We start from the raw sequence: 13,558 nt of genomic DNA on the forward strand, positions 1-13,558 counted from the left end.
AAAGGAGTTGGCGTGATGAAGCGAACACTCACTATCCACGATCTGCCTGCCCTGATGACAGGAGTAATGGCGACCCTGGCCGGGATCGGCATTGCGCGTTTCGCCTACACCCCTCTATTGCCTGCGATTATTCAAGTGGGTTGGTTTACCGCGAGCCAAGGCGCCTACCTTGGGGCCGCCAACCTGCTGGGGTATTTTATCGGCGCACTTGCCGCCCACTCGCTGAGTGAGCGCTTTTCTCCTCGTTTGGTGATGGCCGCAAGCTTCGCGGGTATCGCACTTAGCTTTGTGCTTTGCGCCGGGGCGGGCGGTTTTCTCTGGTTCTTCTTCTGGCGGTTGGTGTCGGGCATGGCGGGGGCCATCTTAATGGTCGTCGAGCCTTCGCTTGCGTTAGCGGCCACGCCACCTGAAAGGCGAACGCGTGTCGGTGCCATGGTGTTTACCGGTATTGGCTTTGGCGCACTGCTTTCGGCCTTCATCGTACCGTTACTTCTTGAGACAAGCCTCGCGGTCATCTGGGGCACGCTTGGGTTGCTCTGTATTGCCGCTGGCCTCTTGTGCGACTATTTTTTGCAACAGGGAGTAGCGCCCTTAACCTCACCGATCACGGCTAGCCCAAGGGGGAATAGCCCCCCAGGGTATGCGGGTGTAAAGATAATCGTACTGCTGGTGATTGGTGCTTATGCCCTGGATGCGATTGGCTTTGTGCCCCACACCGTGTTCTGGGTGGATTATCTCGCCAGGGAAAACGCCCTGGGTAATCAAGCGGCTTCCCTGCAGTGGGGAATCTTCGGGTTGGGCGCCCTGTGTGGGCCGTTCATGGTAGGCGCACTGGCGCAGCGGGTGGGCTGGCAGGGTGGCTTGATGATCGCCTTTGCGGCGAAAGCTGCCGCCGTCTTGCTGCCGGCGTTCTCGCTAGCATTGCTCAGCCAATCGGTTTCCTCGTTCATGGTGGGGGCGATGATCCCCGGCATTGTGGCCCTCACCTCTGGCCGCCTTGCTGAGTTGGTAGGGCCAACCGCCCACAAGAAACTCTGGGGGCAAGCCACCGCCGCTTTTGCCGCCGCCCAGGCAGTGGCAGGCTATGCCATGTCGGCGCTTTATGGCGCCTGGGGCAGCTACGCACCACTGTTTGCCATCAGCGGCCTCATCCTCGTTGTTGGCTTTTTGCTGGTGCTGCTTAGCCGTGGCGTACAGCAGCGCCACATGCATCTTTCTGCCCAACAATCTACACAGCAATCTTCAAAGCACTCTACACAGCACTCTTCAAACCAAGGGAGGCAATAATGGAACTCTACCTAAACGTAACCTCGCCCTATGCGCGCCTGGTGCGCATCGTATTAATGGAAAAAGGCCTAGCGGACGCCGTGACGCTGAAGTGGTGCGACCCCTGGGCAGACGATGCCGAACTCTTAAAGGCCAACCCCGCCGGGCGCATTCCTGCGCTGGTAACGGAGGAGGGCACCACGCTAAGCGAATCAATGCTAATTGCCGTTTACCTGGATAGCGTTAGCCCCAACAAGCCAATGCTGCCAGCAGCCAGCCTGGGGGATGTGTTGCACTTAGCGGGACTGGGCCAAAACCTGATGGATGCCGCGTTCACGACCGTGATCGCCAGAAAGCATTATGGCCACGAGACTGACGAGAGCGAGCTGGGCCAGCGGCGTTCGCGGGCCATTCAGCGGTTGTTGAAACAGCTGAGCAGTGAGCTTGGCGAAAAACAGCAGGCCTCAACTATCAACTTGGGTGAAATCGCTATCGCAGTAGCGCTGGATTACTTAGCTTTCAGGCTGCCAGAAGTGAACTGGGAAGAAGGGTATCCACAGTTGCAATCATGGCATTCTGGTGTGATCGCACGGGCAAGCTTTCAGCAGACTGCATTCGTTTAGTAGAGCCGCCGTGAAAAACCGCGTCTCCTTCATCGCCTCGCTATTGCGGGGCGTTTTTGTGATAGAGCCTTACCCATCCTGAAGTTCAAAACAATACAAAACCCAGCAGTACTGTTTCGCAGCAATCGAGAGCATCAGTAGGGCGGTAATGGGGCCAGAGAATGCCCCAAGCCACCCTCGTAGCCTAAAGTTTTACGAAGTAAACATGGGTTTCATCGAACTTAGCTGCTAGTCTGAAATAACTAGAGCGAAAAATCGCCGCAGGGACAACCTAAATGCAAATTACCTCACGCATAGACTTTACCCCGTTAGCCAATGTGAGCAGGTGCATGTTGATGGCAAACTGCTTGCCGATTCCACGAAAGCCCTCGAAATCAACGAGCAAAGCTATCCGCCACGCCACTAAATCCCACGTGAAGACGTACTGATGGATTTGCTTACACCCTCAGGAACGGCGACCCACTGTCCGCTTAAAATCCATACGGTGTATTTCTTATCAGGATTAGGTGATATTCAAGTTATTGCTTATAGCAACGAGCAGAAGAATAAAGAGATAAAAAGTATAGCCGCTAGGGAGGCTTTTGGTGGGGCAAGACGTACAAGGTTAGAGGTAGGACCAGCTAGTTATGTTTTGCTATTTTTTTATTAAATAAAATAAAACTTTCATGTTTTTAAGCAGTTTGAAATAAATAGGATAGAATTGAAGCTTGATAGGTAGTAAGACTTATCGCAAAAGGAATAATATGTCGAAATCTGACAGTGGTGGTATTGGTGCTAAAAAAGGGTTCCTGTACCAAGACTATGTAGCAGCTTTGTGTACCCTCAAAATGCTGACCGATAAAAGTGTAAATAAAATTCGTTGTGAGGTTTCTGACGATATTGATATTGTATTTGACGATTACATTGAATACATACAAGTGAAAACAACTAAAGCTGACAGATCTTGGTTAATTAGTGAGTTTACACAAGTATCATCTAGAAAAGAAAAAAATGTGAGTGGTAAAGAGAAAAAAATACTTAACAAAGACTCAATTTTACACAAATCATTAGATTGTGATGAAGGTGACCTACCAGGCCACTTTCGTATCGTTAGCCCCCGTGACATATGTTCAAAGTTATCTTATCTGAAAATACCTCTAAGCGAGAGGAATGATAGCCAGTGTAAAGAAGATATTCTTAAATCTCTCAGAAATGCTCTAAAGGATTATAAATCTCCTAACGGAAATGATGTGGAATATTGGCTTGACCATGCTGCTTGGGAAGTTATTGCGGGTGATGAGCAAATCAAGCTTGAGGCTTTTAAAATAATAACAACTGTTGCATATGAGTACTGTGGAATACACTTAAACCCTTCCCGTGATCCTGAACGGATTTTGAATGATTTGCTCGTGAATCTGATAGAAAAGAGTGCTTCTTCAATCGTTCTAAGGAGCGAAGATAATAAAATCTACACTAGAAAAGATTTTATTGAATGGTTTAAAAAAGAGGTTATTTATTATGGTGAGAAATCTAAAGATCAGCTAAAAGTATATACCGCCGAAAAAGCTAAGCTGATGGTTATACTTGACGAATTTTTAACAGATGACAGCCGATATGCATTCGATGGTGAAAAAGCGTGTCAAGGTCTTCAAGGTTTATATCACAGGAAGAAATATAACTATAACAACATATCAAGAGGAATTGCTCAATGGTTGCCAGAAGTGCTGCTTCGCCCTAGTGAAATTGCCGAGCAATCTCCTGAGAAGTTGGAGGAGAAAATAAAGCGCTATGCTTTCAGAAAAGAAAAATATCTATCAGAATTGGAAAGTATGATTGCAAGTGTTTTGCTTCATTCAACTATAAGAACAAAATACGGTTCTCAACCTATACCGGCTCATTTATATATAGATGACGGGAATTGCACTTTTTTTGAAAATATTCATATTCTTTTGAATGATCATGAACCAGATATACTGCTAATGGGGTTTAGTTATATCATTGCAGATAATGTTTCAGATTCCTTGTTTCAAATAGTCGAAGATTTTGATAAACTCCTTGAATCTGATGCATTTAGCCAGAAAAATGAAAAAATTTTAGAAGATAAAGAAGATGGTTATCTACTAAAACATGATATTGACGATATTTTACAAGCAAATACCTCCTTTGATGAAAACTTATCACGTTTTAGGTTTGCTTTCTTTTTGGGTTATGAAACAGAAGTATTAAAATGCAATATGAATGATATGTCTTCAAGTTATATGTCTTTGCTAGAGCAAGAAGTTATTTTTAATTTCCAGAAAATGATAGACGCACTAGTTGCAAAAGACGATTTTTTTAAAGATTTAAATATGGACGTCTATCTATACCCCATACCATCAATTGATAACCTTAAACTCGCTGTTAAATTACAAGTAGAGGGCGGATAATGCTCCATATAAATCCTAAAACATGTATAAAGACTGTCATAGACGGCGAGTTAAGTCCTTTTGTTTATTTAAAATATGCTGATAAATATTTATCCTCTCCAGCACATAGAGTAATCGGTAGAGAGTATGTGATCCGTGCGCTAGCAGAAATAGATAGATTCAGTAGTTATAATGAGATTCTGAAAAATTTAGTTAGAAAGGCCGGTTTATATCCTTATATAAAAAAATATTTCATTTCTAATGATGATTTAGATACAGAGTTGCTACTATCACTTTATCAAAGTGAATCTGACCCAGGTTTTATTTTTCATTCGATGCAAGCGAAAATCCTAAATCTACTAATTTCTGGAAGAAATGTAGTGCTTAGCGCACCTACCAGTATGGGTAAGAGTGCAGTTGTTGATTCGTTAATCGCAAGTAACAAGTTTCATAAATTAGTAATAGTAGTACCAACAATTGCACTTATTGATGAAACAAGACGAAGGATTGAAAAGTGCTTTAGTAGTGATTTTCAGGTAATTCATCATGGCTCACAAGAACGCCGTAAAAATAAAGTTATATACGTTCTCACACAAGAACGGGTCAATGAAAGAGAAGATTTGCAAAATATTGATCTTTTTGTAGTAGATGAATTTTATAAACTGGCATTTAGTCAAGAAGAAAAGTCGCGGGTAATTGCTCTTAATGTTGCTTTGAGTAAACTTTTGTTGGTTTCTAGACAATTCTATATGATTGGTCCATATATAGATGGCATTCGGGGCTTGGATGCTTTGCATCATGAGTATGTGTTTGTTCCGTCACAATTTAATACTGTTGCTTTGAATATTAATGAATACAATATAAGGCCTAATGATATTTCGCTAAAAAATATTGCATTGAATAGGATTATAAAAGAATACTCGGGTCAAACTATAATATATTGCAGATCACAAAATTCAATTGATCAAGTTGTATCTTCTTTAGATTGTATTTCGTCTGTTGACTTGCCTGCTGAAGTTGAAGAATATTACAGTTGGATTAAATTAAATTATGGTGAAAGTTGGTGCTACTCAAGAGCTTTGAGGCTTGGGGTTGCAGTGCACCATGGTGCTTTGCCCCGTGCTTTGCAACAAAAAACAATAGAATTATTTAATAGGGGAAAGATTAAATATTTAATATGTACTTCTACACTAATCGAAGGTGTTAATACGGTTGCTGAAAATGTAGTTATATATGACAATAGAAGGTCTAATTCATCAATTGATGATTTTACACACAAAAATATTGCTGGTCGTGCGGGTCGTATGAATAAGCACCTGATTGGAAACGTTTTTTGTTTAGAGCCTCTTCCAAAAAAAGAGCTCCAATCAAATGTTGTAGAATTGCCATTGGGACAACAAGGTGTCGATACTCCTCTTAATCTACTTGCTGGGATACAAGTTGAGCATCTAACTGAGATGAGTAATGAAAGCCTTTCTAAGTATAAAATTTCTTCTGATGTGCCGTTTGATATAATAAAAAAGCACTTTTCTTATAATGTCGAGGTTATTAAGGATGCCCATGATTTTATTGTAAAGCTCACATGGGAAGATGTTATAGAGCTTTCTTCTAAAAAAGCCCCCGATGGTCACTGTTTAGATTTGTTAGTAAAATTCATGAAAATTGTTGAGTATGGTTCGCTTCAGAAACTAAGCCTTCATTTTTATGATAATGAAGATTTAAAAAATAGGATGGCTTGGTATATATACGCACAAAATCATACTTCTTATATTCGTGAGCGCCTGCAATATATATATAAGAATTATCTGGATACCCAGATGCGCTCAAGAGCCACTGATAAAGAGTTAAAAATAGTCCGTAATATATTTAAGCACGCTATACCTAGAACGCTTATGCTTTTACAGGACTTGCTGAATCACGAGTTAAATAACTTAGACATTGATAAAAAAGCTGACTATGGGTATTTGATTCATATTTTTGAAAATTCTCATTTGCCTCCTACTTTTTCTGCTTTAGAAGAAATGGGGGTAGCGATAGAAACTTTAGAAAAAATAGTGAGTGAGCGGTTAAGTAAAAAAAGTATCGAAATTGTATCTAGATACTTAAGAATTCATCATAAAAATATGGAAAAACTAAATTCTGTTGATAAATTGTTTATTGAGCTTGCTTTATGATGATTTTGATTGTGTATAGTTAAATTGCTATATGCCTAGAATGTTATTGGTTGCTCTTCCGTCTCAAATGAGTACCCATTTAAAATTTTCTAATCACCACCCATCCCACTTACCTCATAATCTCACTGGTCACCGCATCATTCAATATCCCGCGTTTGGCTTCGATTAGCGTGAGCCAATCGCGAGCTCGGGTGATGCCGGTGTAGACCAGCTCGCGGGTTAGGGTTGGGTTGGGCGTTGGCGGTAGCAGCAGGGCGGTGTGCTGAAACTCCGAGCCTTGTGTACCGTCACTGCGAACACGGTTTCTACCGCATGCGCTACGACAATAACGATGGTTCATTTTTCATTATTTATCTGCTGCTTGCCGTTACTATTGGTGGTATGAAACTCTGGCTTGGGCTGATTCAAATCAGCGGCGCCGCGACGGCATCAAGCTACCACCTTCTTAATACGTTCTTCGGCGTACTACTCGCTTATCTAATACTAAGAAGCCTTTACGCATGGCGGATTTCATTGGTGCAGCGCTTATTGCAACCTGACTAATTTTTACAATTCAGGCAAACGGAAGGATAAGTCAAAGTTAACGACCATAAATGAGCTGAGCATTTAGCTCCATTACGTCAGCCCAATGATATACAACTACCCTATTAGAACATGGAGGCGATAGCTGGAAGGGGGGATCGTTTTGGATACAATCTCAACAAATTCATGTGGCTGATAGCCCGAACGCTAAGCACTCTCGCGATCTCTTAAGCTTGTCGTTAGTTCAATACTAGACGCTTTAGTTTGATTTAATAAATAAAAGGAGGGTGGATGGGTATTGAGCTTATGGGCTTCGTCGCAGTCGTATTATTGGCGTATCTGATTCCTGGCCCGGATTTTTTGCTAGTCAGTCGGTATGCGGTAAAGCATCGTCGACTTGGGTTAGCCGCAGCGCTGGGTGCTCAAAGCGGACTCTGTATACATATGCTGATGGCTGCCCTGGGTCTTTCGGCCATTGCGGCCCGCTCCGCCGAGCTGTTTATGCTGATTCGGTGGGTAGGTGCAGCTTATTTGATCTGGATGGGATTAACAGTTCTGTACAGCAGTCGTAGCCAGTACCGCAGTGAACAGGCAGATGCACAAGAGGTTATTGAGGTTGCTAGCCGTAGGCGTGCTTTTGCCAATGGTTTTTTGTGCAATTTGCTTAATCCAAAGGCAATCATCTTTTTCCTAAGTGTCTTACCCCAGTTTATCAATCCAACGGTCGGTGCAGCTCAGCAAATTTTGATACTCGGCGTGCTTGATGTGTTGATTGGTATCGCATGGTGGTGGGTCGTTATCATACTTATGGAGCGCGTTGCGCGGGCATTACGTAGACCGCACATAAGGCAGTGGTGGGATTGGGTTACTGGCAGTTTGATGATCGGTGCAGGTGCTCTCTTGGCTCGCAATAGTCCTAGTTAGTAGTGTCATATACGGTTTTGAAGCTAACAAATAGTTGGATCCGACAAGTGAGCTTTGGCGATAAAGCCATGAAGCGTTTGCCAGAATCTTCGCTTCGTTACGGTTGTATCGGAGACTTGGGAGTTGAGTACCGTCCTTGCGAACATGGTTTCTATTGCGCGCAGGCGTGAAGGCAACACCCAGTGAACTAGTCTTTTAAAACAGTTGCTTCTTATCGATGCTAGCTACTTGGCGAGGGTCGAGAAATGTCTGCAAATGTCCCCAACTACAACAGCCTTTGATAAGCGTCTAGGAGTAGGGCAGTGGTAAGGAGCTTGAGAAGGTCGTGGTCAAACCCACCACAGCCTAGTGCCGTTTGGTTGTAGACATCTCTAAACCTTTCACGATCTACTAGATCCCACTGAGCGAGCTGTCCATCGAGAACCAGCGGTTCCAGATACGCTCTATTGTTCCACAGTGCTTTCTGAAAGGCCCCTGTAACTGAGCCCTTCCTGCGTCGGAAAACGGCACTCGTATTGTAATGTTTAGCGACTTTCTGCCGGAAAGGTAGCCGCGTATGATTTTTATCATAGAGGGTGTCTGTAGGAAGCGAAAGGGCGTAACGGAGCATTTCATCCTGAGTGAATGGCCTCAAATACTGCGCACGTTCATCGCAGATAACACGATAGCTGTTCTCGTTGATAGCATCTTGCATCCATGCGCGTCTTATAGGCTCGTTTCTAGCAACTGTGAGCGAGGGGCGATCTTGGCAGAAGCTAGCAATTACTTCGTCTCGGAGAAACTTATTAACCGGATTCGGAGACGGCTTCATTATTGCTCGTAACACTCGAATATAACTAACCGAGTACAAATGAGCGTAGTGCCTAAGTTTTCGGGCGAATGCAGAAGGTTGACTGAGCAAAGTATCACGTAGCGTTGCCACCGGCACTGGGTCGAGGAATATCTGGTCGCCACCATGGCCATCTAGAATTTTCACAGGCCGTGTCTTGGTTCGTATCGATAGCTCCTCCGCGAGCTGATAGATGACGGCTTGGAAGGCAAGTGCAGTTGAAGGAGCTGCAGGTAGCGGCCGCTGAATCGGACGAAATAGCAAATCCTCCGAAAGCGTTAAAGAAAAGTGCTCGATTCCGAGTTCGTCGGCAATAGCCGAGGCAATCATCGCATCATCGTGTGCACTACCGCCTGGAAAGTACCAAGTGCAGGCTACAGGTTGCTCTATCCCGTATACGGCAGCAACTGCATAGAGCAAAGACGTCGAGTCACACCCGCCCGAGAACGCAATACCGAAACGCTCTGTAAGAGCCTCTTGTTGAAGCAATTCTTCTAGTATCGCAGCTGGATCTCCAGAGGCGTTGCTTATGGCATGTATTGAATCTAGCTCCGAGGCGATGCGGAGTGCTTCTCCACGCTGAAGGTGAGCCACGCCGCCAGCGGGGATAACATGCACATCTCTCCAAATTGAGAAACCCAGTGTACTGTCGTTATTCAAGTGCGCGACAACCTTCTCGAGCGCTGGCGTGTTGGCTCCTTTCTCTAGTACCTCCTCAAGTGTGCTGCCAACCAATACACCTGAAGACGTAGTTCGTAAATATACCTCACGGCAACTACCCAACGGATTCCGCACCCTTATCTTGCCGCCCTTAGCTTCGACATACGGGGCGCGAGCATTACGCCTTATCGCCATCCCACTGAGCTGGCTTTGCCCTTGCGCTGGTTTAATTGAACTGTCATCGAGACTTATCAGCAACGGAACACGACCGATGAGCTGGTGCACAACGCTATTGGTCCAAGGTTTACTGACGCCATCTTGTCGCGCATCCTTTAAGTACCCCAACGTCATAAGCTTAGCTCCCTTGCTCCGCCAAAATCGGTGCTTTGTACGATCCGACATCAATGCACTCATCGGCAAGCGCAAGTACCTGCTCACGGTGGCTTACTACCACCAGGGTCTCAACGCGTGACCTTAGCGCCTGCATGAGCTGAATCTCGCGCGCACTGTCCAGCGCTGCCGTGGGCTCATCGAGGATCATGGTGCGTGTGCCGCGCAGCAGCGCTCTGCCAATGGCGATGCGCTGTTGCTCCCCACCGGAAAGATTTCTTCCTTGTACGCCGACATCTCGATCCAGCACACCTTCTCCAGAGCTTTCACCGCCGATCCGTTCTAGATCCAGCAGTTCGATGAGTGCCAGGAGCTCTTGGTCAGGCACGGTCTGTTGGTGTGCGTACAGAAGATTTTCGCGAACGCTACCGCTGAAAATCAGCGGTGCTTGGGGAACGACACTTACTTCGCTAAGAATGTCCTCCGGTGAAAGGCGGCGAACACTGACACCGTGAAAGTGAATCTCACCATCAGCTTGAGGTTCAAGCCCCAGAAGGGTTCTTAACAGCGTGGATTTTCCGCTTCCAGATGGGCCGCGTATCCCATACATCTTGCCAGCCTGAATTTCCACACTGAGCGGCATGGCGGAGGTAGCGTCATCGGCGCGTAAGGTAACCTCGCGTAGCGTGAAGACAGGCTGCTGATGATCCAGAGTGATATCGGCCCCGGCCTTGGGATCGGTCGGCAGGCCAAGGTATCTAAGGCCGTCACCGAGAGCGACGTAGTTCTTCTTGAGGTCGATCAGCGCCGCCGCGATCATGACGAACGGGGAGGTGAGTTGAACCACATAGGTCGTGATCATGATGAAATCGCCGACTTGATAGCGCTGGCGTAGCGTTTCGCTGACGGTATAGAGCGTGAACCCACCTAGCACGACGCCCACAGCGAGAACTTGTCCACCCATTAAACCGCTGAGCTTCGCATGGGTCCCGTATACCGTGTGAACGTAGGTGCGCAGATGCTGGTCGAGTTTGCGTTCTTCATGCCCAACCGCGAGGTTGATCTTAATGTCGTACAGGGCACGTAGGCGCTCGGCGAGGAATTCACTCAGCTGAGTATGCGTCTGGTAGAATTTCTTGTGGATGCGGGTCGTCGTATCGGCAATTCGGTAGGTCAACGCGAAAAGCACAACGATGGCCAGGATGAAGGCGGCTGCGAAGGTGAGGTTGATCACCTGCCAGAGAATACCAAAGACAAAGCAAAGCTGGATCACAACCGGGGTGATGGTCCAGAAGAGGGCGTGGTTGATCAGGCCGAAGCTGCTCATTGCTCGGTTCACGTCGGCCATGACCACACCTGTATCAAGCTGATGCTGCGCTTGGTAAGGTAACCGTAGCAGACGCCGCACAATACTCGAATACACGGCCGCATCGCACCTAGCCATCACGTATGAACTGGCGAGATTCTTTCCCCACTCCATCATGTTGCTTAACGTCCAGCCGACTGCATAGGCAGTAGCGAAGACGTAGATCATACCCACTGCCGCCTCACCCGAATCCTCAACTAAGAGGTTGGTTGTTTGCCGCAGTAAATAGGGAACAGATGCGCCCACCGCCGCTATGCTGATCATGAGCAGCAGTACTAATATGAGGTGGATAAAAAATCTTGGATAGCGAATTCGAATCAACTCGAGTCCGCGCCGGTAGGTGGCCAGATAGGATGGAGAATACGTATCTTTCATAGCAGGGCTCTGTGGTCTAGATTTCAACAATCGGACACATTCTTTCGGGCAAACTCGGGTCATCGCCTAGCACTTTTCCCTCAACCTCAACCCAAGCGTGTGACAAGAAGTCGTATCGCTGAACTCCTATACGGAACGTGGTACAGACACCAAGTGAAAGAAGTAGTCGTGATAGCGACATGGAAAACTCCAGGCATTCCACACGATAAGGCACCCAGAGTGCTACCTCTGCTATAGCGTTAGCAGCGCACGCGCAAATTCGATTGTGTTCACTGGTTTCCGTCGGTATGCGTATTGAATGCGCTTGTGCAGCTTTTAGCGCACGTAGGCTATTCATTGCAGTGTGAAATCCTCGCGTTGATAGCAAAGTCTTGATCCAAAGCAAAGTTTGAAGCGCGCGGAGATTCATCCATTTAACTGAAACTGCCTGGTGAAATTGGCGAGCAAACCGCCACTCGTAGTCGCCAATCCCGTGTTCCTGTGCGATAACTCTCCGGATCGACTGACGCTGACTCGAGAGTTCGAGTAATCCTACATTGAGCAGTTCTTGAACGAGCGCTGACTGTTCGTTTCCCTCCATTAGAGCCAACTCAAGTTCTAAGCTAGTTGGCGCTTCTAAGATGACGTAACGGTCTCCTTGCTCATCAAGAATGATGAATTCACCATTAAGAAGTACGTAGTGAACATATTGGCTAAACTTGGGATAAACCTCCATGTCATGGCTCCGGGGTTGCTGGACAGGGATGGCCGCATATAAAAAGGCGGAACATAGAAGTGACAATGAGGCATGTCGCACTAGGTGCGACATGCCAGTTAGGCACTAGGCCTTAGGTCCACGGATCCCGCCAAACAGCATAGGAACCCTCAATAATGGCACCGCCGCCTCCCCCGCGAGTTGCACTGCTCGCTTTGAAGGTAGATGCCTTTTGACGTAGCACGCTGGGTAGGTGCTTCTTCACGCTATTTTTCTTCAACATGTCTTTCTCCTTTTATGGCTTTGTTTCAATTCCGACGTCGGCACTAATGAGGTTATCGGGGATGATAAGACTGCGCACCTGTCCATCTGGATAGTCATATGCTGGCTTACCCCGCGTTCGGGCAACACTTGCCTTATTCTTGTGATTACATGACAACTACTTGCTAGCTCGACAGCTAACAGGTAGTTATCGGGGGCAGTCGTGGAGAAGAGAACTAGACAGAAGAGAACTAAACAGAAGAGAAAATTGAGGTCGATTTATACGTAATTCGCTCTTACCCTACGGCGGTGATCAGTAAAATAAGACAGTAAAGAATAGACGTTGGGATTAGAGATGTACTTTGCAGCGGCATTGAGATGCTCGTTCCAGCTTTTCTTTATGTGCAAGCTTGGCTTGTGTCATCATTGCCAAAAAACCAGGGCGTCGTTTAGCAATAAGCAGGTCGCTGCTGGACCGAAACTCATCCCAGTCGAGGGCAGCGAAAATCGGTGCATCCCGATCAGACTGATGATGGTTCCCTGGTCTTGGGTGGCAGGGGAGGCCGTGCAGCCTCAAGGCACGAAGTAAACGACTAGTACCGATCATGTACACCTTATCGATTTGGTTTAGAGTACAAAAAGTGTAAAGCAGCTTTAAGATCAGACTAGTTGCGGTTTGATTATCTGAAAAAGCGAAGCGACGGAATGCCGGGGCTACTGCTAAGCGTGATACCTCGCAGACACCAGGCCGTCGTAGTGAGCAACCTGTCGGCGCGATGTCAGAAAAAACACTATCGATCATCCAAGGCGCCCAATAAGGGTGCACTCTTAAATAAGCTGCTGGTTTACCCTGAGCCAGGACACCTAAATGCCAAACGCTATCATCGAAAGCATCGACTTCTCGCAATTGCCCTTCGTGGCCTACCCACCTAAGCTCACGACAGAAGACCTTGGCTCTGAGTTCGAATGCTTGAGTTAAACGACAGTCGCACAATGGGTATTCAAGGCGGTACTCATGGTGATCAAGTGTGAGTGGCTTTATATCATCAGAACTTGGGGAAGGTGGTTTCGCTTTTTTTGCACTCATGTGTATACCAGTATCGTTATCGTCATTTCCTGTATTAGAATTAACTTTATTGAGAGTGATGGC

General features: G+C 46.4%; 12 protein-coding genes and 1 pseudogene. 7 read left to right on the top strand and 6 right to left on the bottom strand.

Annotated elements, in window-relative coordinates; all coding sequences use genetic code 11:
* The first annotated feature begins 15 nt into the window (after positions 1-15).
* The 5 genes from ACUVOF_RS07505 to ACUVOF_RS07525 all read left to right on the top strand — a co-directional run bounded on the left by ACUVOF_RS07505 (position 16) and on the right by ACUVOF_RS07525 (position 6,447).
* Positions 16-1,287, top strand: coding sequence for a YbfB/YjiJ family MFS transporter (locus tag ACUVOF_RS07505; protein WP_447043729.1), 1,272 nt, complete (start codon positions 16-18; stop codon positions 1,285-1,287).
* Positions 1,287-1,889, top strand: a complete 603-nt coding sequence (locus tag ACUVOF_RS07510) for a glutathione S-transferase N-terminal domain-containing protein (RefSeq protein WP_447043730.1) — start codon at positions 1,287-1,289, stop codon at positions 1,887-1,889. Before ACUVOF_RS07505 ends, ACUVOF_RS07510 begins: the two co-directional genes overlap by 1 nt.
* Before the next feature lie 406 nt (positions 1,890-2,295).
* Complete coding sequence (locus ACUVOF_RS07515) at positions 2,296-2,538, top strand: DUF427 domain-containing protein (RefSeq protein ID WP_447043801.1); 243 nt, start codon at positions 2,296-2,298, stop codon at positions 2,536-2,538.
* Between the two features lie 94 nt (positions 2,539-2,632).
* Positions 2,633-4,294: a dsDNA nuclease domain-containing protein gene (locus ACUVOF_RS07520; protein WP_447043731.1), complete on the top strand. Its 1,662-nt coding sequence runs from the start codon at positions 2,633-2,635 to the stop codon at positions 4,292-4,294.
* A complete protein-coding gene (locus tag ACUVOF_RS07525) occupies positions 4,294-6,447 on the top strand; it encodes a DEAD/DEAH box helicase (protein WP_447043732.1) in 2,154 nt (717 codons plus the stop codon). Before ACUVOF_RS07520 ends, ACUVOF_RS07525 begins: the two co-directional genes overlap by 1 nt.
* Before the next feature lie 109 nt (positions 6,448-6,556).
* On the opposite strand, the pseudogene ACUVOF_RS07530 reads toward ACUVOF_RS07525, so the two are convergent.
* Positions 6,557-6,762 (bottom strand): annotated as a pseudogene (locus ACUVOF_RS07530) (ATP-binding domain-containing protein); the annotation flags it as partial.
* On the opposite strand from ACUVOF_RS07530, the gene ACUVOF_RS07535 reads away from it, so the two are divergent.
* Positions 6,760-6,990 (top strand): hypothetical protein, encoded by a 231-nt coding sequence (locus ACUVOF_RS07535; protein WP_447043733.1) that lies wholly within the window; start codon positions 6,760-6,762, stop codon positions 6,988-6,990. The pseudogene ACUVOF_RS07530 and the gene ACUVOF_RS07535 overlap by 3 nt on opposite strands.
* A gap of 270 nt (positions 6,991-7,260) precedes the next feature.
* The gene (locus ACUVOF_RS07540) at positions 7,261-7,893 is read left to right on the top strand and encodes a LysE family translocator (protein WP_447043734.1); all 633 of its coding nucleotides are present in this window, start codon (positions 7,261-7,263) and stop codon (positions 7,891-7,893) included.
* Positions 7,894-8,158: 265 nt separating this feature from the next.
* On the opposite strand, the gene ACUVOF_RS07545 is transcribed toward ACUVOF_RS07540, so the two are convergent.
* The 5 genes from ACUVOF_RS07545 to ACUVOF_RS07565 form a co-directional block, all read right to left on the bottom strand.
* Positions 8,159-9,733, bottom strand: coding sequence for an asparagine synthase-related protein (locus tag ACUVOF_RS07545; RefSeq protein ID WP_447043735.1), 1,575 nt, complete (start codon positions 9,731-9,733; stop codon positions 8,159-8,161).
* Positions 9,734-9,737: 4 nt separating this feature from the next.
* Positions 9,738-11,516 carry an ATP-binding cassette domain-containing protein gene (locus tag ACUVOF_RS07550; protein WP_447043736.1) on the bottom strand — a complete coding sequence of 593 codons (1,779 nt, stop codon included), beginning with the start codon at positions 11,514-11,516 and terminating at the stop codon, positions 9,738-9,740.
* Positions 11,470-12,168, bottom strand: coding sequence for a lasso peptide biosynthesis B2 protein (locus ACUVOF_RS07555; protein ID WP_447043737.1), 699 nt, complete (start codon positions 12,166-12,168; stop codon positions 11,470-11,472). Before ACUVOF_RS07555 ends, ACUVOF_RS07550 begins: the two co-directional genes overlap by 47 nt.
* Positions 12,169-12,280: 112 nt before the next feature.
* A complete protein-coding gene (locus ACUVOF_RS07560; protein WP_447043738.1) occupies positions 12,281-12,430 on the bottom strand; it encodes a hypothetical protein in 150 nt (49 codons plus the stop codon).
* A 327-nt stretch (positions 12,431-12,757) separates the two neighbouring features.
* Positions 12,758-13,495 carry an acyl-homoserine-lactone synthase gene (locus ACUVOF_RS07565; RefSeq protein WP_447043739.1) on the bottom strand — a complete coding sequence of 246 codons (738 nt, stop codon included), beginning with the start codon at positions 13,493-13,495 and terminating at the stop codon, positions 12,758-12,760.
* Positions 13,496-13,558: the final 63 nt, after the last annotated feature.

The sequence above is a fragment of the Vreelandella sp. H-I2 genome (assembly GCF_052959335.1).

What these genes read in the sequence shown, in the direction of transcription:
- ACUVOF_RS07545 (WP_447043735.1), bottom strand. Translation starts at nt 9,733, where the DNA reads ATGACGTTGGGGTACTTAAAGGATGCGCGACAAGATGGCGTCAGTAAA.
- ACUVOF_RS07505 (WP_447043729.1), top strand. Translation starts at nt 16, where the DNA reads ATGAAGCGAACACTCACTATCCACGATCTGCCTGCCCTGATGACAGGA.
- ACUVOF_RS07525 (WP_447043732.1), top strand. Translation starts at nt 4,294, where the DNA reads ATGCTCCATATAAATCCTAAAACATGTATAAAGACTGTCATAGACGGC.
- ACUVOF_RS07560 (WP_447043738.1), bottom strand. Translation starts at nt 12,430, where the DNA reads ATGTTGAAGAAAAATAGCGTGAAGAAGCACCTACCCAGCGTGCTACGT.
- ACUVOF_RS07555 (WP_447043737.1), bottom strand. Translation starts at nt 12,168, where the DNA reads ATGGAGGTTTATCCCAAGTTTAGCCAATATGTTCACTACGTACTTCTT.
- ACUVOF_RS07540 (WP_447043734.1), top strand. Translation starts at nt 7,261, where the DNA reads ATGGGTATTGAGCTTATGGGCTTCGTCGCAGTCGTATTATTGGCGTAT.
- ACUVOF_RS07520 (WP_447043731.1), top strand. Translation starts at nt 2,633, where the DNA reads ATGTCGAAATCTGACAGTGGTGGTATTGGTGCTAAAAAAGGGTTCCTG.
- ACUVOF_RS07565 (WP_447043739.1), bottom strand. Translation starts at nt 13,495, where the DNA reads ATGAGTGCAAAAAAAGCGAAACCACCTTCCCCAAGTTCTGATGATATA.
- ACUVOF_RS07510 (WP_447043730.1), top strand. Translation starts at nt 1,287, where the DNA reads ATGGAACTCTACCTAAACGTAACCTCGCCCTATGCGCGCCTGGTGCGC.
- ACUVOF_RS07550 (WP_447043736.1), bottom strand. Translation starts at nt 11,516, where the DNA reads ATGACCCGAGTTTGCCCGAAAGAATGTGTCCGATTGTTGAAATCTAGA.
- ACUVOF_RS07535 (WP_447043733.1), top strand. Translation starts at nt 6,760, where the DNA reads ATGCGCTACGACAATAACGATGGTTCATTTTTCATTATTTATCTGCTG.